Consider the following 24,679-nt stretch of genomic DNA (forward strand, 5'->3'; position numbering starts at 1 on the left):
CGCAGCATTTTGGCCTCGCGTAGCACCCGATAAAAGGTCGATTCGGAGGCCAGATACACACCGCGGTCCGCCAGCAGGGGCACGATTTGGTGAGGCGATTTATCGCGAAACTCCGGGCTGTTCGCGGCCTTGAGAACCTGCGCGCGCTCGACCGCACTCAACTTATTGGCCGGGGAGGTGCGCGGGCCCTGACGTCGGTCAGAGCCCCCACCCCGGGCGCGCCAGCGCTCAAGGGTGCGCTTGTTCAACCCCAGTACTTTGCAGATGGACGAGAGTCTGGCGCCGTCGCGCTGCGCCTCCTCCGCCCAGCTCAGCACCGTTAACCTTTCGTCTTCGTCGTGTCGTCGTCCTCGTCCTCCGAGAAATACGCCTTGAGCTTTCCCTGCAAAACCAGCAACGCCGCCGCCTCCGCCAGGGCCTTCTCCTTACGGGCGAGCTCTTTTTTGACCCGTTTGAGTTCTTTGTTTTCAGGCTCCGCGGCCTTTTGTTTCTGCGGCGAAAGCCCTTTTTCGGCAGCCTCCAAAACCTCCTGCCGAAGGCGCACCAAATCAGCCTCATGAAGCCCTTCCCGGCGCAGAAACGCGCCGAGCTCCTCCTCCGAGAGGCCGGCGGCTTCCATCACAATACGAATCTTCTCTTTGGGTGGTTTGCTGCGCCTTCTCCCGGACTTTCCGCTCACACTACCTCCGTTTACCGCTTCTCTGCGCCACCGGCCCAGCGTCGCTCGTGCCACACCCGTCTCTTCCATCAACTCGGCGACAGAGCTGCGCTCCGGCCCGAACATCTTCTGCACCACACGTTCTCTAAATCCCGCTGAATACGCCATGATAACCTCACGTTGCCGCCCCCGAATGGTTTGGAAAGTTCATGCGGCAACTACGCTGACACAGGGGGGCTCGCTCTCGTACTCGGGCTCGATCTCGGGCTCGATCTCGTACTCGGGCTCGGGCTCGGGCTCGATCTCGAACGCGGGCTCGATCTCGAACGCGGGCTCGGGCTCGGGCTCGGGCTCGATCTCGTACTCGAACGCGATCTCGAACTCGTACTCGAAAGGCGTGAGCCGCCGGGGGTGCACTCAAATCGACCCCCACCGCAAACCCCGGCGTCCCACAACCACACAACCACCTGACCACAAAGCGGACGCCCCCCAACGCCCGCTCCCCATTTTATTTTATACCAGCCCCTCCACCTCCCGAGGCGCCCCGGCGGTGCGGGCCTGGCTATGCAACGACTGCCGCCCCTCCAGGCCGCCTTGAGGCGTCGGCGGCAGAGGCAGCGCACCGCTGGCATAACCATTGAGGCAGTAGTCAACCACCCGACGCATCAGCGTATCGAGCTGGCGGGCGGCCGCTTTGTTGGGGATTTTTCCATCGGCATCGGGGCGAGCCTGGTCGAGGAAGGAGCGCCACCAGGGAACGATGCCTTCGAGCACCGAGGTCGGGTAGCTGCCATCGACACGCGGCGGGTTGATGACCGCGCCCACCGCCTGACCGACCTCAATGGGGGTGGGGGCATCGTTCTGGCCGAGCTGCTCCTGGATCAGCATCAGCAGGTCTTCGTTGCCCTCCACGTTATGGGGCAGCCGGGCGGTGTCGACCGCCGAGGTGACGGGGCGAGAGGCGGTCTTGGGCGGCTCACGGTGGACGTAGGTGACGCGGTGGAGCACGCGCCAGACGGGGTTATCGAGATTGATCTCGCGCATCGCCCGGGCGGTGGGGTCGTTGGAGAGCTGCAGCCACTCGCTGTCGACAATCGACTGGAAATCGGTGGCGTTTTTGCGCTCCGGGGGCAGGTAGTAGGACATGAAGCGGTACATATGCACTTTGCCCGGCGCAGTGCCCTCGCGGTAGGCGCCGGGGGCGCTGCCGTATTCGGGCGTGCCGCTCGGGTCCCAGGCGCGCAGGTAGCCCTCGCCATCAACCGAGACGTTGAGACTCATGCCCTGCGAACGGGTGTGGTCTCGCTCCATCGAAACCTCAACATGGCCACCGGCCATCAAGTCAAACCCACCTTTGACCACCGGGGCCTGAAAAGACACCGCGACGCCTCCGCCACCCCCGATCTGATTAAACCCGCTGTATACCTTCGAGGAGCTTGCAGCGTAGGACATCGACTCAGCGTGAAGTCCCCCGTCGGCCGACCAGACATAGCGGTTGACGATACCCTGGGCAGGCATGGCAATGGAGCGCTCTTCGGCGGGCTCAACGTCGAAGTTTACCGGCATGCGGGCGGCCACATCGCTGAGATCGGTGCGGGAGGTGCGCCCACGTGTCGTGATGTCGATCTCCAGCATCTTCGCACGGGCCTGCTGAGCACGCTCCTCAATGCGACTGGCGAGCGCGTAGGCCTGCACCGGTTTGAAGTAGCTGGCGCGCCCGGGCGGGTCGCCGCCACGACGGGGGTCGTCCACAAGACCGATGCGCCCATCAAGCGAGCCGGCGTGCGTGTAGCCATCGCGGATCGGGAAGATCAGGATGTTCTGATCCGGCGGAATCGCCGGGTTGGGAAGCACGATCGTACCCACAGCCGCCCCGGTGGGTCGGTAGGTCATCGCGTACATATCGGCGGTGAGCGACTCCACCAGCGCGTAGCCCACGTTGCTGACCTCAAATCTGCGGCCCACCTCGGGGTTGAGGTAGTTCTCGGGGTTTGGCTCAAAGGGCTCCCAGTCGCCGGTGACGCCCTGCGTATCCTCCGTGGTGCGATTCCACTGTGCAGCAAGCCCCTCACCCTCCTCGCGTCCGGACTTCCAGTTCACGGTTCCCTGGAAGAGCACAGACGTCTCCGCAGAGATGGCTTTATCTATGATAAACCCTTTGAGCGTTTGCAGCTCATAGGACCAGTAGGGGCCCAACTGCGCGCTCACATCCAGAAAGACCGAGCGCGTGGTGGACGACTTAAAGGAGATCGACTCCGACTCCGCCCGCGAGAGCGTCACTTTGGTGGTGTCCAGATACTTCATGAAGGGACCACCGCCCGGCGAGAGGTAGTAGGGGCGGGTGAGGTTCTCGGAGGGCACCGGCGGGGCGCCCTCGATGTAGCCGATCAGCGTGGGCTCGGTCTGCACCTGGCCGATGTAGGTCAGCTGCAGCTCGCCAAGGTAGAGGGGCTCCAGCGGGGAGCTGTTGGCGTCGAGCATCACCGAGCGGTGAAGCGCCGAGCGCGGTCCGGTCTCGGTCTGCTCGCTCATCGCGTAGGCACCCACGCCGAAGCGTCCGGTGGCCGAGCGATGGTAGAAGGTCACCGTTTCGCCGTAGACGTTGCGAATCGCGCCGCCCTCGTTGGAGATGGGCACCGGCTGCTCCGAGAAGCGCGCGGCCCCGGGGATGGGGTCGGCGTTGTTGCCACCGCCGGTGATATCCAGGCCCTCGCGCTGCGCAAAATCCCAGCCCGCCAGAAGCCCCACTTCATCGCCGACCAGCGGTGAGAAGCGCCGCGAAGCAAGCTCGGTGGGGGTCATCACCCGACTCCAGAGGGAGAGGCGGCCAAACGCGCCCCTAAAGCCCTGCTCGGACTGATCCACCGGGCGTCCCAGCGCGAACTGCGCCGTCTCGGTGTTCGCCGGCGAGGCGTCGGGTTTGAGCAGCAGGCCGACGTTGGCACCGTTGATCACAAACTTCACCTCGCTGGTCGCCCGCATCGCCGCCCAGGGTGCGGAGGTGTTCAGCGTGAAATCGCTGCCGCTGATGATGTCCGCGGCCACGCGCCCCTCCTGCTCGTGGAAGTTCCACTCGGCGGTGAGCGTACGGGGTCGCGTCGGCATGTTGTCGCGGGGGTACTGCTCGGAAAAGATCTGGCGGGTGTCCTCCCAGGCGCTCCAGAAGCGCATCCGCCCGACCGTCCCCCGGAAGAAGTTCTGCCCGGCGGTGAAGTCGCGCTCGGTGGGCGGTACATACGCCCGTCCCAGGGTCACCGAGCTGGTGGAGCCCTGCACCGGCACGGTGGTCACGTCGCTGAGCGTTTTGGTATCGCGCCCGACCTGAATCGGCGCGCTGCCGCCGTTGACGCCGTCGACATAGAGCTCCAGCTCGGCCACCCCCTTGAGGTCATCGTCCTGGGAGGCGTCGACGCTGCGGTAGCGTGCCGCCACGTGGTGGGTCTTGCCATCGAGCATGTTGACGCCCGAGCTGGTGATGCTGACCTTGTGGCGCTCGCCACTCATGGTCTGAGTGACGACCACGGTGAAGACGAGGTTGCCCTCGGTGTCGACCTCCAGTTTGTAGGACTGATCCTCCGGGCTGAGATCGGAGGCCCACTGCGAGAGGATCGTCGCTTTGGCCGAGATCGGCTCGGGCATCACCACCCAGGTATCGAGCGCAAAGGCCAGCCCGGGCTCAAACTCCACGTCGGTGCATTCGGCCCAGTCATAGCGTTCCAGGGCAAAGCGATCCGGCGGGTTAAGCTCCAGCGCCCCGCCCTTCTGCAAGGTGAGCGCGATATGGTTCCAGCGCCCGCTGATGACCACCCCGGCGGCCTCCTGCGCCGGCAGGCCGGCCACGCTGGCGATCAGCGAGAGCTTGGCGTTATCGGGGACCATATCCACCGCCTGGTCCGACGATTCGGTCAGCTCACAGTCCCAAAACTCGCCGGTTTTCCGAGCGATATTGCGCACATACTCAATACCATCACGGGTCTCCAGGGCCGCCAGGGGCCAGGCGCCGAGAAGTGCGTCCTCAGTCCCGGTGAGGCTTCGGAACCACTCGGCACGAATCTCACTGATGCTGCGCGCACGACCCCAGTAGCGCACATCAAAAAGCTCGCCGAAGACGCTGGCGCCCTGGTCGTCGTTGCGTCCCAGGATCATGTAGGAGCCCGCCGTGTCCATAAACTCCAGCTCGGGGGACTCGACCATCAGGATGCCGTCGACAACCACGGTCAGCTGCCACGTCCCGGAGGTGGGGTTACGTCGACCCACCACCGCGACATGGTTCCAGGAGCTGGCTCCGTCGCTGCCCATCGGCAGCGGGTTGGGGGTGCGCACGTCGGGGTTGAGCTCAAAGTCGGAGTTCTGCGAGCGCACCACAAGATGGCGCCCGCTATCGAGACCGATGGCCAGGAGCTCTCCGACGCCCGGGTGCTGAATCTGAACCACACCGCCCAGGGGCGGGTGGCTGCCGCTGCCGGCCGGCGCGGGCCGGTCATCGGGCTTGACCCAGAACTCCCAGGTGAAGTCGCTGGTGGGCGTAAAGTCGGCGTTCTCGCTGGTGCCCGACATAAAGAAGGAGGAGTCCTGGGTGTCGGGCTGCTTGTCGTACGACGCGAAGCTGAGCACGTCAGCCCCGGCGAGGTTCACGCGGTAGTCGGCCTCGGGGGCACCGGCCGGGAGGTCCTTTTCCTGATGGAAGGTCACCAGCCGCCGCATGGCGCTGCCTTCGGGCCTGATCCATCCCTCCAGGGTCCAGGCGTGCTGCGGGGCGAGCGCGAGGGCGCGGGGAAGCGGGTCCTGTCCGGTGTGGACCGGGACGCTCATGCTCTCGGTCGACTCGAAGGCCAGCGCGATGTTGGGCGTCTTGCGCAGCCAGCGTCCGCCGTGGGCCGGGTCGGAGGCCTCGACCAGCCCGAGCATCCCGCGGGTGGTGTGGCGTTTGAGCGCCGCCGCCGTGTTTTTCACAAAGGCCGGCGCGCCATCGTCCGGGGTGGGGCCATCGGCATAAAACCCGATCATCTCGGTCAGCGCGAAATCCCCCTCATAGATATGCCCCTGGGTCACAGCGGAGTGCTCCCCGCTTTGCAGGGTAACGCTGGAGGCGTTGAGCTCGGGCATCAGCAGGTCGAAGAGGGTCGCGCAGCCCCGCAGGTCGAGGCGCGGGCGCGGCGCCGAGGTCGGTCGCACCCGACCGCCGGCGCCCTGGCTGTTGATCGCGAGCTTGAGCGCAGCGAAGTCTGCGTTTTGCCCCAGCGCCTCCACAAAGGCGTGCACCTCGGCGGGCAGCCCCTCCACCAACGTCGTGTTCTCACCCAGGGTAAAGCTCACATTGAGGAGCTCAGATCCGGCCGAGGCACGCGCCACGGCAATGGTCATCTCCGAGAGGTCGCCGGCATCGGGTTTGGGGATAAAGAGCACGCTGGCCGGCAGCGCGTTGGTGTCGGTCTCCAGCGCAAAGAGCAGGGTCGTGCCCGGGCCCGGCACATAGTCGTAGACGCCGCTGTCGGCCGCCCCGGAGAAGATGTCCTGATAGGCGCCGGCGTGCTGGGGCAGATCAGGCCAGACCAGGGTGATCGGTGTGGACTCACTGCCAAGGTGCAGGGTGGCGCGGCGGCGCTGCAGGGAGTCGCCCTGCTCTTCAAAGGTCACGCTGCCGAGCGCGAGCTCCGAGCGCGTCGTCACAAAACTCGCCACCGGATTCAGGCGAGGGTCGTTGACCTCTCCGCCCCACCCCAGGCCGTTGAGGCGCAAAAGGGGCAGGCGCACCAGGGGCTGATCGCCGTTGTAGTCATAAAAAACCCGCGCCCCGGAGAGCGCTGCCGGGTCGGCGGCATCATCGGTGGCGCGACCGTTCACCGTGGCGTGAAAGGCGCTGACCTCCCTCGGAACCCCCTGCCAGCGCTCGTTCGACCAGCCCAGCTCCACCGGATAGGTGATGCGAAGATCGCAGAGGTCGGGGTGGCCGGCCACATCCTCCACGCTGATCTGCGCGCCCTCCATCAAGGGGCCGCTGATGCGCGAAATCATGTAGACCGCGCCCGCGGGCTGCTCGGTGGAGGTGGGATGATCCCAGTCCAGCGCGATGAGGGTGCGGCTGGTGCGCGTATCAAACTGCGCCACCATCGCCTGGGGCAGATCGGGATTGAGCGCCCCCCAGGTATCGAGCACCTGCTCCGGGTCGGGGTTGGGTCCGGCGTGGTAGAGGTGCAAAAGCCCATCCTCGCCCACCCAGAGCAGCGGATCGCGCTGGGCCTTAACCTGACCGAGCGCGACCTTGCTGACCATCAGCCCGTCGACCACGCTCACCGTGGCGGGGAGCTGCTCGGGGGTGGGAAACGCCGGCGAGTCGTGATCGGGGGTGAAGGTGTGGGAGGCGGCGTCGAAGGTGCCGTCGATCAGGACCACGGCCTGATCTTCGGCCGGGAGCGCGGCGATGCGCCCCTCGATGGTGAGCCCGAAGTCATAGACGACCATGCAGGGCTCCAGGCCCGGGGCGCCGGCGCTAAAGGCCAGCATCAGACGCCCGGCACGCTGCACTTCCACCGGAGTGCCTTCGTTGCCGACCACCGGCTCCTGCTCCGCCCAGAAGGCCAGCGTGGGGGCGAGCTCTTCGGGGGTAAGCGCCACCTCGCTGCCCGCCAGGGTGGGTTGCAGCAAAGGCAACACAAAGGGCTTCTGCCCCAGGTCCACATCAAGCCCGTCGCTCTCCTCAAAGAAGAAGAGCTGCACGCCCTGCGTGCTGGCCACGGCCACATACCAGCTAAAGAGCTCATTATTCTCGGTGGGCACCCGCGCCACAGCGAAGTGGCCATGCTCGGCTCCCTGCACCCCGATAAGCTCCAGAGTCGGGGTCAAAAATGGCGAGCCGGCCGGGTCGAGCGCCCCGCGGGTGTCGGTGTCGCCGGCGGGCACATCGCGCACGCCGCTGCGCTGAAAACGCACCTCCCAGGCCGGGCTGAGCGCATAGCGGCTCTCCTCTTTATGGTCGACGCCCTCCACTTTGGTGGTCGAGAGCATGAGCTGATCCACATAGAGGGTGCCCGAGGTGGAGGGGCGAAAGATCAGCATGTAGCGGTCGATCACCACGACCTGAAATGTGGCGTCGGCCGGGCTGGCCTCCACGCTCTCCGCCTCCAGGGTAAGCAGATCCATGCCCGCCAGACGCAGCTCCCGACGCGCGGCGTTGGGCAAGCGCTGCCCGTGAATCACCTCGCGGGCGCTCTGCGAGAACCCGTAGCGATACCAGCCGTTCCACTGCGGTGGCTCGTCGTTCTCAGCCGCCTCTCCCGGGTCGAGCACCTGAAAGTAGATCGTGTCGCAGATGGTGTCTTTCTCGCGGGCAAAGGCCACGAGCTTGTTCTGAAGGTTCACAATGACCGGCTCGGTCAGAGTAACGCCCCAGGCGTTTGAAGAAGGTCCTACTCCAGGTGTCTCAATCATGGCAGTCCTCATCGGGTCAGCGCGTGTCACGCGGGTCGTGGGAGAGAGGCAGCAGCGGGCGCAACGCGCCGGCCGTTGCTTCCGCGCCGGACCGCTCCCTCTGAGAGCAGGCCCGGCGCGAGGTCGTCAGGCACCATCAGGCCTTGTTCACGACCACGGTCGGGCGCATGTAGGTGTAGGCTCCAGCGCAGTCATAGCCCGCGTCGGTGTCACGCGCCGACACCCGATACTTCGCGGCGTTCTGCCCCTTAATTCCCACCGTGAAGCTATGAATCGCCTTCCCGTTAAGGTGGTAGTCCATCGTCACCGTGGTCTGGGGATCGATCTGGTAGGTGACTTCGCCCCGGCACCCGATCACCGAGGCCGTCGAGCTCTTGGCCTGGAAGATATATTCGGTCTGGCCGGTGGGCAGATCCTGAACCTTGATGTCGATCACGCCGTCTTCGACGTCATCCCCGGCAAAGATCAGGGTCTTGCCGGAGTTGTTCTCCATGGTGACATCGACGTGGTTGTAGCCCGGCCCCAGCTCGTCGTAGGCGGTCTTGTCGTGGGCCTGGCGCAGCCGACCCACCAGATCCTGAATCTTAGCCACCGACATGCGCTCGGAGGGCTCGCGGATCGCCACGGTGAGCAGCTGACTGACCTTGTCGTAGCTGTAGTCCATTGGAACACCATGCACCGTGGCCACGCCCGAAGTGGTGTCGCCTTTGACAAGCCCGTGGCTCTTGAAGTGCTCGGTCACAAAGCTCATCTGGTTGGGGGTCACGCCATCAAAGATCGCTTTCTCAGACATCTCAGACTCCTGCTCATGCGATGGGTCAGTACGACGCCGTGAGCCAACGTTGACGCCATGTCTGCTGCATGGAGAGCACCCGGAGCTGCGTTGCAAATCCTCGACGATGCTGAAGCATCGCCTGCGTTTTGCGCCTTGCTCAGGTCGCTCTCAATGTCGCATCCAAAGGCGTCACCATGGCCTCACGGCGTTGTAACTTGAAAGAGGTGGCACCATGCCGACCTCGCCACTCCCTTGAGCAACAGGTGTTCCAGCCCGGAAAAACACGAAAAACAAAACCCGGACATCCCCAAAAAACCAAATAAAAACAAAAACATAAAAAACACACACCTTCCTGAAACGTGCTCCTTTGCAAGCGAGACCTCCTTGAATTCGTGTCATCTCACGACACTCGATTTCAGGGTCGTGTCACGCGTCAACACCCACGGTTTCGAGCCTCAGCACGTTTGACCCAGGGTCGTAGAAGCCCGCGAATCGTTTCTTCCGGGCGGAAAGGAAGCGCATAAAAAAACGCACGCCCGGATGGGCGTGCGTTTCAACAATCGCGTCTCAGGCTACCGCACGATCAGGCTTTTTCGATCTTCACCGTCGGGGTCATCTCCAGCCAGGGACCACGGTCGCTCTCGCAGACACACCGCGTGCCGGTGCCGCTGACGGTGGTCTTGTAGCGAGCCGCGTTGACGCCCTTGAGCATCGCGCTGCACTGGTGAAAGAGCTCCCCCTCCAGGAAGTAGTCGATGATCAAAAAGGTCTGCGCATCGATCTGGTAGGTCACACTGCCCTCGGCACCGACCACGCTCCAGGTGGCGCTGCGCGCCTCAAAGGCCAGAACCTTGTCGCCGGCGGCGATCCGCGACTCGATGACCCGGGAGACGCCCTTGGTGACTTCTCGACCTGAGTTCACAAGAAGGTGGCCGGAGGCGTTGTCGATGGTGATCTCCACGTGGTTATCGGCGGCGGGAAGCTCACCCGCCTCGCTGCCCAGAAGGCCCTCGGGGCGGAAGCGTTCGCGCTCGACCACCGCGCGGATCTTCGCCGGAGTCACGATCTTCGAGGGCATCAGAAGCTGAATCTCCAGCGTCTTTGCTGCCTTATCGTAGGCGTAGCTCAGCGGTGAGCCCATCACGACCATCGCGCCGCTCGTGGCAGGATTCTTGATGTAGCCAAACGATTGAAGAAAGTGGAACACCCGCTCTGCCTCTTCCAAACTCAGATTTTCAATCACGACTGCGTCTGTGCTCTGCGTCTCGGACATCGGTTACTCCTTGGTCATCGGGTTGCGTCCATGGGGGGAATCCTGAGGCCGCGCCTTTCCACGGCGTAGTTTCATCCTTCGCACAGAGCGTTCCAAACCCGACCGGCCGTCCCCACAAATCAACAAACAACCTTAAATACAAAGACTTACACACCACACAGAACCGCCTATGACATATTTGGACGACGCCAGGTGAGCGTGTCAGCGTCCGCCTCTGACGCCCCGAAACGCTTCGGTGTCAACGCGTGACACCCGAACGAAGCTCTATGAATTGAAAATGGGCTCTTGCACACCGGCGCGTGGCGGATAAAGCTTAGACATCAGCTCAAGCCTTCCTGGATGTTCCCGCCAACGGTTGTGGTCACCGACGATGTACACTTATCTGCGCAGCGCGCTCGCCAGGTTGAATGAGGCTCAGACCTTTGACTCCGGCGCCGGCGCACTGCTCGACGCGCTCCAGGGGGTCTTTGAACGTGCAACCCCGGAGCGTGAGGCGGCGTTGCATCAAAGCGCGGTGCATCTGCGCACCGATCAGAGCTATGTGAGCCTGGTAGCGCGCAGCGCATCCCCATCGGCAACGGCATCCTGCGAGGGAGCCCGCTCGGCCGAGCTCTGGAACTGGACCCGGCGCTTCGGCCGCCCCTTCATCGTCGACACTCGCCTCCAACGCCTCCGGCTCACCGATGACACCTCCGAGGGCGACTGGCTCAATCTCGGAGGGGAGGCCTCGCCACTTCCCCTGACCGCCAGCGTGGTGCGCTTTCTGGAGCAGGAAGCCACCCACCTGCTCGTCATTCCCCTGTGCTCCTCGCAGAGCGCGCTGGCGGGCATGATCACCCTGGAGTTCTGCGCCCCGACCTACACCGGCGAGCTCTTCCCGCCGCAGGCCGGCATCGAGGCGCTGGAGAGCTACGTCGCGCTGCTCGCCCACGCCCTCTTGCGCCTTCCCGTCGAGGTGCCCGGGCTGCCCGAGAGGCTCGCAGACGATCCTCTGCTCCCGGTGGTCGGTGAGGCGATGGCTCCCCGCGTCAACCTCCTGAAAGCGTTTGCCCACCACGACGAATGCCTGCTCATCGCCGGCCCCACCGGCAGCGGCAAGTCTCGCATCGCGCGCTGGTGTCACAGTCAATCGCGCCACGGTGACGGGCCCTTCGAGGTGCTCGACCTGCTCACCGTTCCCGAATCGATGCAGATGGCGCATCTTGTGGGCTGGCGCCGCGGGGCCTTCTCCGGGGCCACCTCCCACGTCGATGGGGCGGTGACCCGCGCCCGGGGCGGCACCCTCTTTATCGATGAGATCGACAAACTCTCCCTGGAAACCCAGGCCGGACTTCTGCACCTGCTTGAAGAGCGCAGCTTTCAGGTGCTCGGAGAAAGCGGCGGCCGCCGCCAGGCCAATGTGCGTTTTATCGTCGGCACCAACGCCGATCTGCAGCGCGAGGTGGTCGAAGGGCGCTTTCGCGAAGATCTCTACTACCGCATCAACGTGCTCCCGGTGGAGCTTCCTCCCCTGGCGGAGCGCAGCGATGAGATCGCCGCCTGGGCCGCGTTTATGCTCCGGCGCTGCGCAAACGACGCCGGCGCCGGCGCCTGGAGTTTCACCCCTGAGGCGCTGCGCACGCTGGAGGCGCAGCGCTGGCCGGGCAACCTGCGCGAGCTCGACAACGTGGTGCGCCGTGCGTTCATCATCGCCCGCAGCCGTCCGGAGCCCGAGGGCGCTCACACCATCCCACCAGGCGTCGTCGAGCGCGCCCTCTCGCTGGGCGGGCGCCCCGAACGCACCTCCATCAGCGCCCCCCTGGAGCAGGCCGCGCGCGCCTTTATCCACCTGGCGCTGCGCGCCCGCGAGAGGGAGACGTCCGGCGGCGGCCTCGACCTCGATCTGAGCGAAGCCTTCTCGGCCTATATCATTGAGCAGGCCGTCGCCTGGACCGACGACAAAGCCGAGGCCTTCTGCCTCCTGGGCTGCGCGAACCTGGTCGAACACAAAAACCACCACCGCCGCTACCGCCGCGCGCAGGAGGCCATCGCCGCCCTACTCCAGGCCGAGTCCCACATTCTTCAGGAGCCGCAGCGATGAGTGACACCGGCCTTCCCCCGCGCTATCAGGCTCTGCAGACCTATGCCCATACCGGACGCAGCCGAACGCTGCGGGCTCGCGATCGAAAGAGCGGGCAGGAGGTCGTGGTCAAACTCTTCGATCCGCAGGGCTCACCATGCAGCCGGGCCTGGCGCGAGGCCGCCATTCTCAGTCAGATCCGCCATCCGGGCGTCGTTCCCCTGCTGGACGAGGGACGCATCGGGGCGGTCGACTTTCTGGTCACACCGCACCTCGACGGCTCGCCCTTTCCCGGTCGAAGACCGCTGCGGGCCGGGGAGTTGGAGCGTCTGGCCCGGACCCTGGCCGATACCCTGGCACACGTCCACGCCTGCGGCGTGGTCCACGGCGATCTCAAGCCGGACAACGTCCTGGTCGATGAGGATGGCCACTGCACGCTGATCGACTTCGACCTCTCACCATTGCCTCATGACGACCTGATGAGCACCCCGGCCGGTGGCCTGACCGGGAGTATGGCCACCATGTCACCGGAACAACTGCGGGGGGCCCGGGCCACCGCCGCCTGCGACTGTTACGCGCTGGGTGTGATGCTCTTTAAGGCCGCAACCTCCTGCTGGCCACACCCGCTTGAGAGCCGCGCCGCGCTGATGCGGGCGCGCCTGGCCAGCCCGAGCGTCGAGCTTAGCCCCCTGGCCATTCCGATCGCCGACGAGCTTCAGACGGCCATCGAAGGCCTGATGCACGCCGAGCCCCACCGCCGCTTCGCCCACCTCGACGCCCTGGTGGCCCGCGCCTTCACCAGCGAGAGCGATGCATTAACCGCGCTCTGGTTGCGCACCAGCGGCCTGAACGAGCTCATCCCGACCCTCGCCACACCCGCTCGCCATACGCTCTGCGGCGAGCCCGGCCTGCACCCCGATGACCTGCACGCGATGCTGCGCGTCGCCCTCACCATGCGCGGGCCCTTCTTTGAGCTTCTGCAGGGCAGTCTCCCCTTCGAAAGCCTACCCCCCGCCTGGCTGGCAGATATCCCCGATACCCTGCCTCTTGAAGAGGTCCATCGCGTCTGCCTGGAGAGGTTGAAGACGCACCTGCACCACAGCCCGGCTCTGGTTCGCCGCGCTCATCTGGACGCATGGAGCCTGCAGCTGATCGATGAACTTCCCGCGGATCTTCCTCTGATCGAAATTCGTGACGAGGGCCCGGCCACTCACACCCTCTGCGCGCCCGGACACGACGAGCTCGAAGCCCTCTTCGAAGGCTCCAACCGCATCTTTCGCGTGCCTCATCGCGCGGCCGCACTGCTGGCAAGGCGCAGCGCGGGTCGTCTCGGGGGCATGGCCGCCCTCCTGCAACTCTGGCGCCGCCAGGGCATGGGCTCCTGGACGGGGGCTCGTTTCGCCATATCGCCGGCCTCCCTCGAACATCTCGAAGCCCAGAGCAACCTCGCCAACCCCCTGCCTCCGGCACCCGACGCGCTCTCGGAGCCCGACATCGAGCTCCTGCGCTGGGTGCAGATCGCCGGCGAGTCGGCCACCCTCCCCCGCCTTGCCCTGTGGCTGGGCCAGCCCCCCTGGAGCGTGCGGGCTCGCCTCAAAGCCCTGCACGCCCGACGCCTCCTCCACCTCGACAGCGACGAGACGGTCCACGCCCGCGTCAGCCTCATCGGTTCGATGGAGCCCGCTGCGCTCGAGCCCTACCACCGCGCCGTCGCCGAGGAGATGAAGCCCGGCCAGGCGCCCCGCTTCTTTCATATGTTGCGCTACGCCAGCGACGACGCCATCGCTGCGGAGGGGTTGCGCACCGCCGAGGTCCTCGATCGTCAGGGGCGCAGCGATGAAGCCATCGCCGTGCTTCGACACAGCCTGCGCGCGGCTCTTCTCACCGACGATCCTGCCGCGATCATCCGGGTGCTGGAAACCTGGGCCTCCCAGGCCCTGGCCAGCGCCAGCCCCACTCGCCAGGAAGCCTGGCTTGCCAGCGTGGAGCGTCTCCCTTCTCACCTCAGCAAGCCCTTGAGCCGGCTGATTGAGCTCGTGGCGCTTGCCCGCCACTGCTGCCGCGCCCGCGCCGCCGACACCATCGCCCCGCTGCGCGCCCTCGGCCCCTTCGCATCGCCCCGGCTCGAACTTCGCCGACAGATGTTCATCGCCCGCGCCTGCAAGGATCTCTCCATCGAGGCCTTTGCGGACGCCCTTGACGCCATGCGCCCCTGGGCCGGCAAGCACCCCGACGCCGAGGTTCGCGGCAGCTTTGTGGGGTGGCAGGCGATGCTGGCCTTTCACCGCCACGACTTTGAGCGCGCCGCCAACCTCCACGCCCGCGCCGCGCAGATCAAGATCCGCCCCAGCGCTCGCCAGGCCTCCACCCTGGCCGAGGCCATCGCGCGCATGGAAGCCGGCGACTTCGAGCGCTCCCACGCCCTGGCACGCGCGCTCATCACCCAGGCCCACGTGCACCATCAACCCCACCATCTCGCGCGGATTCATAACCTCATTCGCACCAGCGCCTACCGCCTCGGCGACCGCCTTGCCCCGGAGCCCGAACGCGTCGACGAGCTCGCCCCGCTGGCGATCCCCGAGCTGCGCGCCCTGACCGCGCTCACCGAAGCCGCCATCGCCTGGAGAGCCGGGGAGCACCCGCTGGCGCGATCGCTCTGCGAGGTCGCCCGCGAGGACTGGGAAAAAAGCGGACATCGCCCCGGAGCGGACCTGGCCCGGACCTTCTCCGCCTTTTTGCACCCCTGCGATCCGCACACCGCCCTCTCTCTGGCGGCCAGCCTCCGCGAACACGCCCCCCCTCGCATCACCCTGCAGGGCTTCGCCATGCTCGCCACCTCCCTCTCGCCAACGCCCTACCCCTGGCAGGAGGCCGCCCGCCGCTACCTGCGCGAACTCCCCGACGCGCCGCGCCACCGGCGCATGGAAATTCTCAGCGTCGATGAGTGCCTGCGCCTGATCGAGAGAGCAACGGCCACCGAGACCTCGCTCCGTCCCCCCTCCACCCGAATCACCAGCGCGCCGGCAGAAGCCTGAGGCCTCCGCGACACACAAAAAAAAACCGAAAGGCTCGACCACTTCACTGGCGAGCCTTTCGGGCGTTTATCTCAGGGCGTAAAACCCCTCAGACCTTCCAGGGCTGGTACGTCTCATTGATCTCCCAACTCGACGTTCCCTCCCCAAGCTCCCCCATCTTCTCCACCCAGAAGTAAAACTCTTTCTCATTATGTACCCCCGAAAGAGCCATTGGATTAAACGTCACCGGCACAGAATGCGGAAGCGGGAAAGGAATCCCTTCTCTCAGCACCATATACGAATCAAGCATATTTCCCCCGGGATTGTTGACCCAGAAATACCCGGAAAGTTTTCCATCAAGTTCAATCTCCCAGGGACCACCATCGAGTTGAAATACAGGCATGCTCTTCCTCATCGGTCGAATGACTTCATCCACTCTCGGCCTACGGAGCAGGGATCAGGCTCACACTTAGCGCGGGCGCTATGCTGCCGAAAACATGATTCGTAAACCGGAGCCGCTACCCTGACATCGCCACCAAAGAGGGTCAAGTCACGAGCCCGCCGGGAATCAACCATGCCCAGCCTTATTTTTCGGTCATCTCCCCCCACATCAAAAAAGCGCGACTACCTCAAGACCCCCCAAAAAGCGGAACCCGAACGATGCTCGATGTCCGCCCCCCGAGCGTGGCGTTTTGCGACATCGGGTCAGAAGAGGGAGGCCGAGCGTGATACTCTGACACAGACGATGCGTTTGGGTTCGGTTTTAGGAGATTTGGGGCCTCGGGCGCGGGCTCAACACGCCTTCTTCGCGCGCCCGGGAGCGGGAGGCTCCGGCCGCGCCGCAAACATATACCCCGAACGGGGCATCGAGGGGGTCATGAGCCTTTCGCGATAGCCGAAGGCAGGCATCGAAGGGGTCACAAAACGTTCGCGAACGACAGGATGTGCCGATCGACGGGCGCGCGCCCCGTTCGCGAACGACATGGCGAGGGGGTCGAGGGGATCGCGAAAGGCTCGCGAAGGGAAAGGCGTGGGGGGCGAGGGGGTCGAGAGCCTTTCGCGCTCGACAAGGCCGGGGGGCGAGGGGGGATTTGAAGCAGGTGATTGAACTCGGACTCGCTTACGAACATCCCCGAGCGCATCCATCCCCACCCTTCCGCACTAAAAAGATGCGCTTGGGAGTCGGCCGCCCGATTGATAGGGTGCGCCCGATCATCGCCCCCGCTCCGACCGGAGCGCCTCGGGCAACCGGAGCGCTGGCGAGTGACCAACCCTTTAGCCGCGCATATGAACTCTCTGGGAAGGTGCACGACATGACACGATGGTGGGGCCCAAAACGTACGTCCGGCGTGGCGATCGCGTGGGTCATGATGATGATGCCGGCCTGGCAGGCCAGCGCCCTGGAGCCTGACACGGAGGCGCCGCCGGCGCAGACCCTGGCGTTTGGCGCCGATCTTTTTCCTTATGTGGGCACCTCCTCCGGCGCGCCAGAGGCCGCGCGGGTCGTCTCGTTGAACCTGGTGGGAGGGCTCAGCGGGGGGACGCGGCTTTTGGAGTTGGGCGGCGCCTTTAACCTCACCACCGGAGAGGTGCGGGGCGTGCAGCTGGCCGGCGCGGCCAACATCAATGCCGCGGAGCGCACCGGGGTGCAGCTCGCCGGCGCGCTCAACGCCAACCGTGGCGAGGTGCGCGGGCTCGGGGTCAGCGGCGCGGCCAACATCAACGCCGGCGACGTGCGCGGCCTTCAGATCAGCGGCGGGGCCAACATCAACGCTGACGAGTTTCACGGAGCACAAATCAGCGGCGCGCTCAACCTGACCCGCGGCGCTGTGGAAGGGGCGCAAATCAGCGGCGGAGCCAACGTCAATGACGGACCTCTTCGGGGCCTTCAGCTCGGCGGCGGGGCCAACATCAACGCCGGCGACGTACGCGGCCTTCAGATCAGCGGCGGGGCCAACATCAACGCCGGCGACGTACGCGGCCTTCAGATCAGCGGCGGGGCCAACATCAACGCCGGCGACGTACGCGGCCTTCAGATCAGCGGCGGGCTCAACCTGACCCGCGGCGACATGCACGGCCTGCAGATCGGCGCGATAAACATCACCCAGGGCCGGGCCCGCGGGTTTCAGGTGGGCGTGGTCAACGTGGCCCCTGGCGAGCACGCCGGCATCGCGGCGGTGGGCATCTACCGCGGGGGCTACATCTACCCCGAGCTCCAGGTCTCCGATGAGGGCCTGGTGCAGGCCGGGGTGCGCCACGGCAGCGGGGCCTTCTACCATACCTACAGCGTGGGCACGCAGGCCTTTGCCACCACCGAGGGCCAGGGGCCCTCGGTGGCGCTCTCGCTGCGCATGGGGTGGCGCACCGAATTCTCCGACGCGCTGGAAGTCTCGCTCGACGCCGGGGTCACCTCGCTCATCGGGGATGCCCGCGCCAATCTCGTCTCGCTCTTCCAGGTACGCCCCCTCCTCTCGGTGGGGCTCGGGGAGCGACTCGCCATCTTTGGCGGCCCCACCCTGACCCTCGACGTGTTAAACGAGCGGGGCGCGACCTTCCCCGACGGTCTGCTCGCCGCCTGGGAACTTGGCGAGCAGGTGCATCTGCGACCGGGGGCGACCCTGGGGCTGCGCCTGCGCACGCACTAAAGCACGACCGCACTAAGGCAAGGTGCCCCCGGGCGAAGCCCGGGGCGCGGGGCCACCGCAAAGCACTCAGGGGGGGTATCTCCAGCCGGACGAGGCGTATGGCGAGGTTCGTGACCCGCGCCCCTCCCCGCCTCGCCACGCGCGTAGACATCGCCGCTACAGATTATTACGCTTGAGTCACGTTCCACATCTGCGGCCCCGGCGCCGGCCCCTCTCGGGCCCCCGCCACTTTACGTGTCCTCGCCAGACGTCGGCTCGCCGACGCCTGCCGATCTCTTGAGCGCGGAGCCACGCCATGACTCGTCAGCCTGCCCCACTCGCCAGACTCGCCATGCTCCTCACCCTGACCCTGGCGCCGGGCTGCACCCACGAGGCTGACCAACAGCCCGTGGCGCGCGAGGCGGCGCCCGAGCATCAGGGGATCTACAGCTTCCCCAACGCCTGCGTGACCCTCGACGCGGCCGCCGCCGGCACCGGCCGGGCCTCCTTCCTGCGGGTCAGCGACGAGGGGGAGGGCTTTGCGTTTGGCGCCACCGCCGACGCCGCCGCCCCCCTGACCATGCGCGCCACCGACCTGGGCACCTACCTCTTTTACGACAGCCACGAGCACTACCTGGTGGTCGAAGAACGCGCGCTGCGGCGCCGCGACACCATCAACTCCGATGCCTTCACCCTCGACGACACCACCCTGCCCGGGGTGCAGTGGGCACTGGAGGTCTCCGACGAAGATCCAACCCGCTTTCAGCTACGCCACCTTAAAACCGGCGCCTACCTCACCCCCACCGGCCTGAGCGATGAGGCCGCCGGCGCCGCGGTCATCACCCTCTACCCGGCCCAGGGCTGCGCCCCCTACCCCGAACTCACGCTGGACGCCGAGGGAGAGCTCCCCCCCACGCGCTTTGACGACGGCTCGGTCTACGGCTTTGTCGACACCCACAGCCACCTCTTCTCCAACCGCGGATTTGGCGGCGCGGGCATCTTCCACGGCGCGCCCTTTCACCCCTTTGGCGTGCCCCACGCCCTGCCCTCCTGCGAGATGTTTCACGGGGAGGAGGGCCGAAAAGACCTCTTTGGCTACGGCTTCGATAAGTCTGACACCGTCAGCGAACTCGACATGATCACGGCCTTTGTCAACGGCCGGGTGCCCGAGTTCTACCATCACACCCAGGGCTGGCCCTCCTTCACCGACTGGCCCAGCGCCCACTTCCTCTCGACCCACCAGACCCAGTACTACCTGTGGCTCAAGCGGGCCTATTACGCGGGGCTGCGTCTGGTGGTCAATCACGCCACAAGCAACCAGATCATCTGCGAGCTGGTCGCGGGCAGCGGCGCGCAGCCGGTGCGCTACTCCTGCAACGACATGGTGGCCGTGGACCGCACCCTCGAAGACACCCGCGCGCTGGAGCGCTACATCGACGCCCAGAGCGGCGGGCCGGGCACAGGCTGGTTCCGCATCGTAGAATCCCCACAGGAGGCCCGGGCGGTCATCGAAGAGGGCAAGCTCGCCGTCGTCCTGGGCATTGAGGTTTCCAACCTCTTTGACTGCTTTCTGGTCCCCCCCGGCGGTGGCGAACGCTGCACCGAGGCGCAGGTGTTGGCCAACCTGGAGCGCTACCGGGCGCTGGGCGTGCGGGCGATCTTCCCGGTCCATAAATTCGACAACGCCTTCTCGGCCGGCGATGGCCACCGCGAGATCATTGAGCTGGCCAACTTCGCGATGACCGGCCACTACTCCAACTTCACCGACGACTGCCCCGACATCCCCTCGGCCTTTGATAAGGGCGATGTGGCCTTTGCCGAGCTCAACCAGCCCCGCGAAGACTACCTGGCCGAGCCCCCGGTCGACATGAGCGGCTTTGCCGACGACCCGATCGACGTGCTCCTGGGCCAGGCCCGCTACCTGATGGGGGGCTCGCTCCACGGCGACTACTGCCAGAACGCCGGCCTCACCGAGCTCGGCGAGTTTTTGCTCATCGAGCTGATGAAAGAGGGCTTCATTCTGGAGATCGACCACCTGCCGCGGCGCAGCTACCAGCGCGCCTTTGAACTTCTGGTGGAGCACGACTACCCGGCCGCCGGCACCCACGGCAACAACATGCGTGGCGAACTCTACGGGCTGGGCGGGATCTCCAAGATGAACCTGGGGCGCTGTAGCAATCCCCAGTCCCCGGGCACCCTGGCCGACGGGCTCCAGGAGCGCGTGGCCCTCATCGAGAGCCACGGCGGCTATCCGGCCGAAGGCTTTGGGTTCGACCTCAACGGTTTTGCCGGCGCGCCGGGCCCCCGCTTTGGCGAACACTCGGTCTGCGACACTCCCCAGGAGAACCCCATCACCTACCCCTTCACCTCGTACGACGGGCACGTCACCTTCACCCGGCCGCGCCTTGGCGAGCGAGAGGTCGACTTCAACACCGAGGGCATGGTGCACCTGGGGCTGGTGGCCGAGTTGATCGAAGACGTGCGCAACGACGGGGTCAGCGACGCCCAGCTTGAGCCCCTCTTCCGCTCGGCCGAGGCCTACCTGCGCTTCTGGGAGCGCAGCGAAGCCCGGGGCGCGGCGCTGCGCGGGGAGTAAGCGCTAAAACCAGGGCCGCCCCACTCCGGGCGGCCCGGGTCCATAAAACTCCCACGCCCCGCTTCGACTGGCCTTTCCGGGAACCTTCTCCTCCTGCCCACCCTCCTGTTTTCCCCCAACACAGGCCCTTTTCCGCGTCGAGGTTGACGCATGGGTCAGGTTATTGAATATCCCCCCGCACACCGCGTCTTTGGATGCCTACGAGCACGACACGAGCGCTCATTCCCGCGACGTCCCGCGGAGCCTTCGCCCTGGGACGCGCACGATTGAATTCACACTGGTATTGGATACACGAGGTTCCCATGAAACGAACGTTCTCCCTGCTCCTTGTGGCGCTACTCGGCGCCTCCCTGGCCACCGCCTGCTCCGACGATCCGGATCCCTCCCGCTCAACCCCCGACGCCGGAGACGAGGTTGACGGCGGCGACATCGACGGCGGCGGCGACATCGACGGCGGCAACGACACCGACGGCGGCAACGACACCGACGGCGGCAACGACACCGACGGCGGCAACGACACCGACGGCGGCAACGACACCGACGGCGGCGAAGTCCCCGACACCCGGGCCGAGCTTCACACCTACGCCACCACCGGCGTCCTCACCTTCACCGAAGCGCTGGAGGGGCCCGACGGCGACCTCATCGTCATGGGCGTCTCCAACTCCGTCGGTGCCGGAGACAAGGACACCACCCTGGCGCGCATCGGCGCTGACGGCACCCCCGTCTGGCAAAAGGCCCTGGGCACGGCGGACTTCGACCGCCTCGCCAGCCTGATCACCACCTCCGAGGGCGACTTCCTCGCTGTGGGCACCACCCAGCGCAGCGGGAACTTCGCTCCCTGGCTGGTGCGCTTCGACGCCGAAGGTACCATCAGCTGGCAGGCCACCTACGACGTGACCAGCACCGAGATGGACGAGCTCAATGACGTGGTCGCCGACGGCCTCACCGAGCTGAGCGACGGCAACTTCGCATTCGGCGTCGCCGGCACCTTCGCCCAGGAAGACGAAAACCACCTGGGCTACATGGTGATCGATGGCGATGGCGAGTTCGTGCGAGGCACCTGGGTGCTGGAGAACGCCGATGTCCCCGTCGCGCTCCTCGGCGACGAGGCGCTGACGGTGGTGGGCAACCAGACCATCGTATTCCCCTCTTCCCCTGCCCTCGAGAAGATCGCGGCCGTCCACTTCGACGACGCCGGCGTCCCGCAGTGGGCACTGGCCCACCTTCAGAACGACACCGAGGTCCACGATGTCGTCCAGAGCGACGATGGCAACCTGACCTTCGCCGGCTGGCACGCCAATGACGACACCGAGCGCTCCGACGCCTGGGCGATGAACGTCACCGAAGCCGGCGCCATCACCTGGCAGCGCGTCTTCGCTCACCAGGACAGCGAACAGGCCTTCTCGGTGGAGCTTGCCAACAACGGCGACGTGCTGCTGAGCACCAGCAGCATTGCCGGCTCGATCGACGAGGGGAACTACACCGGTACCGCCCACATCCTGCGCCTCGATCCGGTCACCGGCGATCTCCTCGACACCCAGAGCCTGGGCCTTGGCGAGAACCAGGACCTGACCCTCTACGACACCCTGCTCCTCAGCGATGGCTCGGTGGCTCTGGTCGGCGAGTCGCTCTACACCGAGCTCCACAGCGAGCTGAGCGGGGCGCTGCTGCGGGCCTCGTCCATCGACGAGCTTGACACCTGCGCCAACCTGGAAGACTCCCCGGCCTTCCCCGCCACCAACACCGCGATGGAGTCGCCCAACATCTACGACGATGTGGAAGGCCTCACCGGCGACCTGGTCGTCACCCGTGGGTCGGTCGACATCTTTCAGGTGGTGGACATCACCACCGACCAGGGCAGCACCTGCCCGCTCTAAGCGCGGATGCCGGGCACCGATAGGCCCGGCATAAAAAAAGGCCGCCCCGTGAAGGGCGGCCTTTTTTTATGCGCGTGGGGCGCCAGCGCGCCGGGCGCTCAGCTCATCATCCCCAGGGCCAGCAGGCCCCCGGCGCCCACGATCCAGCAGTACCAGGCAAAGTGATGGAACTGCGCGCGCTTCAACAGCCCCACCAGCCAGATGATGCTCACATAACCGATGACTCCGGCCACCAGGGCGCTCACACCGTAGACCAGCGCGGTGCGCCCGCCGTCGACCCCGGCGAAGAGGGCCGGGTCAAACTTGAGGATCAGCGCGCCCAGCACCGCCGGAATCGAGAGCAAAAAGGAGAAGTGCGCCGACTCCTCACGCTCCGCCCCCAGCCACAGCGCTGCGGCAATCGTCAGACCGCTGCGCGAGAACCCGGGCAGCGCGGCCAGCCCCTGGGCCAGACCGATGAGGATCGCCACTCCGGGAGTGATGTTCCACAGGGTCCAGTTCCCGCCGCGCTCCGGGCGCTTCGCGTCGTTATAAAAGCGCATCGAGAAGAGGATGAAGCCGGTGAGGATCAACGAGACGCAGATCACCATCGGCATCATCGCCGGCGAGATCACCTCGGCCCCCTCTCCCGGGTCGAGCACCCGGTCGATGCCCAGCCCGACCACCGCCGTGGGCAGCGTGGCGAGCACCAGGAGCAGGGCCAGGCGCGCGCCGGCGTGGAGGCGAAAGGCCCCGATGGAGCGCTCTTGCAGGCCGTCGGCGGCCGCGGCCACCACATCGGTGACCGAGGTCATGATCTCGCGGCGGTAGTAGAGCATCACCGCCAGCAGCGTGCCCAGATGCAGGGTGACCGAGAAGAGCAGCTGCGGCTCCTCAATGCCCAGAAAACGCTCCCCCAGGATCAGATGCCCCGAGGAGCTGATGGGCAAGAACTCGGTCGCCCCCTGCAACATCGCCAGTAAAATCGCTTCGATGAAGCCCATCTCGCTCCCTTCGTGCAGACCGACGAGGCTCAGGGCCCTGCCGGCGGTTCAGGCGCTTTTGGCCACGGCGGGCCCGCTCTGCTCGGCCTGGGCCGGGTAGAGTTCGGAGGGCACGCCTTCTTCGGCCATGATCCACTCTTTCATCGCCGGCACCATCGCGTCATGCCAGCCCGGCGAGAGACGCGTGAAGATAAAGGTGCGGTAGAGCGCGGCGATGATGTCTTCGAGCTCCTCGACCAGGTACATCCGCTCGTAAAACTTCTCGTCTTCTTCCCGGCTGAGCACCGCCGGAATCTTCACCGACGAAAAGTCCATGCCTTCAGCCTTGAGGGTCAAGAGCCACTCGCGTCCGTCTTTGATCACGCGAATCTTAGCCCGGCTCACCCGCTTGCCCTGCTGCAGGGCCACCTTGGCTTCTGGCGAGTACGCCGGCGCGCCGCCCTTAAAGGTGTTGCGCTCGGTCTCGGCCAGGTAAGCCTCCAGCACCAGGGCGTCGTCAAAGAGCACCTCGATGTCGCCGTGCTCCGCGACCTCCATCAACCCGTCGTAGCTCTCAGACTTGAACCACAACCACATCATAAATTCGCTGCCCAGAAAGCGCCGCGTTTCAATCAGATCGACCAGATCCATGGTCTTCTACTCCTCAACAACGCTCCCGGAGAGCGTTGAAATTGCATCAGAATGACTCAGAAGCAAGCTCGCGCCGGCTCCCTCCCGCGCTCAGCGTGCGGGAAGCCCCTCAATGAAGTTGGTCGGCTCCACCACCGCCAACTCCTCGATCTTCTCGGGACCGGGCTCCAGCTGCACGGCGTTGATGTAGGGGTTGGCGGGCAGGAGTTTGAGCCCGAAGGTGTCTTCAAAATAGCCCTGAAAGAGCTCACACACGTTGGAAGACTGGCTCCAGAAACGTACTCGCCCCTTCTGCAAATCCCAGCTCATGTCGATGACCTTCATGCGCGGGAGCTGCTTCTCTTTGAGCTTGCGCTTGACCATGATCTTGATGTCTTCGCGCTCAAACTTGCTCAGGCGTTGCTTGTCGTTCTGGATCATGTACTCGCGTTCAGCCTCTTCCACATGCGCTTTGAGCAGCGCGCTGGGGATGGCGTACTTATCCTGACGAAAGCCCAGGTTGATGAAGTGGTCAAAGAGCAGGGTATGCAGATCGAAGCTGATCTGCAGGGGGCGCTCCACGGGCACCCAGCCCTCGGAGACCTCTTCTTCGTCTTCGGGTTTCAGGGGTTTAAAGGCATTTTTGCGGATCTGCTGCAGGTAGAGATCCTGCCAGCCTTCCGCAACCTCGCCCTGCACGTAAAACATTTTGTAAGAAAGCGTTCCAGATAAGGCACCCAACGTGGACCCTCCGTGGCGGTAGTGGGGTGAACATGCAGCTCC

Annotated in this window: 15 protein-coding genes; 5 read left to right on the forward strand and 10 right to left on the reverse strand. The window is 65.5% G+C overall.

Annotation, left to right across the window (positions count from 1 at the left end; all coding sequences use genetic code 11):
* The 6 genes from DL240_RS18915 to DL240_RS18940 form a co-directional block, all read right to left on the reverse strand.
* The coding region (locus tag DL240_RS18915) for a helix-turn-helix domain-containing protein (RefSeq protein ID WP_146618416.1) at positions 1–317 on the reverse strand (317 nt) is incomplete at its 3' end.
* Positions 318–319: 2 nt separating this feature from the next.
* On the reverse strand, positions 320–826 hold the full coding sequence (locus DL240_RS19835; RefSeq protein ID WP_146618290.1) for a helix-turn-helix domain-containing protein: 507 nt from the start codon (positions 824–826) through the stop codon (positions 320–322).
* Between the two features lie 39 nt (positions 827–865).
* Entirely contained in the window at positions 866–1,075 is a 210-nt protein-coding gene (locus DL240_RS18925) for a hypothetical protein (protein ID WP_111731463.1), read from the reverse strand.
* Positions 1,076–1,171: 96 nt separating this feature from the next.
* Positions 1,172–8,086 carry a LamG-like jellyroll fold domain-containing protein gene (locus DL240_RS18930; protein WP_158542790.1) on the reverse strand — a complete coding sequence of 2,305 codons (6,915 nt, stop codon included), beginning with the start codon at positions 8,084–8,086 and terminating at the stop codon, positions 1,172–1,174.
* Positions 8,087–8,222: 136 nt separating this feature from the next.
* Positions 8,223–8,879 carry a hypothetical protein gene (locus tag DL240_RS18935; RefSeq protein ID WP_111731465.1) on the reverse strand — a complete coding sequence of 219 codons (657 nt, stop codon included), beginning with the start codon at positions 8,877–8,879 and terminating at the stop codon, positions 8,223–8,225.
* 565 nt (positions 8,880–9,444) lie between these two features.
* Positions 9,445–10,134 carry a hypothetical protein gene (locus DL240_RS18940; protein ID WP_111731466.1) on the reverse strand — a complete coding sequence of 230 codons (690 nt, stop codon included), beginning with the start codon at positions 10,132–10,134 and terminating at the stop codon, positions 9,445–9,447.
* 370 nt (positions 10,135–10,504) lie between these two features.
* Between DL240_RS18940 and DL240_RS18945 the strand changes: the two genes are divergently transcribed.
* Both DL240_RS18945 and DL240_RS18950 read left to right on the forward strand, forming a co-directional pair.
* Positions 10,505–12,214: a sigma-54-dependent transcriptional regulator gene (locus DL240_RS18945; RefSeq protein WP_111731467.1), complete on the forward strand. Its 1,710-nt coding sequence runs from the start codon at positions 10,505–10,507 to the stop codon at positions 12,212–12,214.
* On the forward strand, positions 12,211–15,228 hold the full coding sequence (locus DL240_RS18950) for a serine/threonine-protein kinase (protein ID WP_111731468.1): 3,018 nt from the start codon (positions 12,211–12,213) through the stop codon (positions 15,226–15,228). The genes DL240_RS18945 and DL240_RS18950 overlap by 4 nt, the downstream gene beginning before the upstream one ends.
* Before the next feature lie 88 nt (positions 15,229–15,316).
* Here DL240_RS18950 and DL240_RS18955 read toward each other — a convergent pair whose 3' ends face one another.
* Positions 15,317–15,610, reverse strand: a complete 294-nt coding sequence (locus DL240_RS18955; RefSeq protein WP_111731469.1) for a hypothetical protein — start codon at positions 15,608–15,610, stop codon at positions 15,317–15,319.
* Positions 15,611–16,520: 910 nt separating this feature from the next.
* On the opposite strand from DL240_RS18955, the gene DL240_RS18960 reads away from it, so the two are divergent.
* From DL240_RS18960 to DL240_RS18970, 3 genes are all read left to right on the forward strand, one after another.
* Positions 16,521–17,852: an LA_2272 family surface repeat-containing protein gene (locus tag DL240_RS18960; RefSeq protein ID WP_146618428.1), complete on the forward strand. Its 1,332-nt coding sequence runs from the start codon at positions 16,521–16,523 to the stop codon at positions 17,850–17,852.
* A 295-nt stretch (positions 17,853–18,147) separates the two neighbouring features.
* On the forward strand, positions 18,148–20,427 hold the full coding sequence (locus tag DL240_RS18965; RefSeq protein ID WP_146618429.1) for an amidohydrolase family protein: 2,280 nt from the start codon (positions 18,148–18,150) through the stop codon (positions 20,425–20,427).
* A 302-nt stretch (positions 20,428–20,729) separates the two neighbouring features.
* Positions 20,730–22,304, forward strand: a complete 1,575-nt coding sequence (locus DL240_RS18970; protein WP_111731472.1) for a hypothetical protein — start codon at positions 20,730–20,732, stop codon at positions 22,302–22,304.
* 98 nt (positions 22,305–22,402) lie between these two features.
* On the opposite strand, the gene DL240_RS18975 is transcribed toward DL240_RS18970, so the two are convergent.
* From DL240_RS18975 to DL240_RS18985, 3 genes are all read right to left on the reverse strand, one after another.
* Positions 22,403–23,287 (reverse strand): undecaprenyl-diphosphate phosphatase, encoded by an 885-nt coding sequence (locus tag DL240_RS18975; RefSeq protein ID WP_111731473.1) that lies wholly within the window; start codon positions 23,285–23,287, stop codon positions 22,403–22,405.
* A gap of 48 nt (positions 23,288–23,335) precedes the next feature.
* The gene (locus DL240_RS18980; protein ID WP_111731474.1) at positions 23,336–23,917 is read right to left on the reverse strand and encodes a hypothetical protein; all 582 of its coding nucleotides are present in this window, start codon (positions 23,915–23,917) and stop codon (positions 23,336–23,338) included.
* A gap of 90 nt (positions 23,918–24,007) precedes the next feature.
* Complete coding sequence (locus DL240_RS18985; RefSeq protein ID WP_146618430.1) at positions 24,008–24,637, reverse strand: hypothetical protein; 630 nt, start codon at positions 24,635–24,637, stop codon at positions 24,008–24,010.
* Positions 24,638–24,679 lie beyond the last annotated feature (42 nt).

It is taken from the genome of Lujinxingia litoralis (assembly GCF_003260125.1).
Taxonomy (GTDB): Bacteria; Myxococcota_A; Bradymonadia; order Bradymonadales; family Bradymonadaceae; genus Lujinxingia; species Lujinxingia litoralis.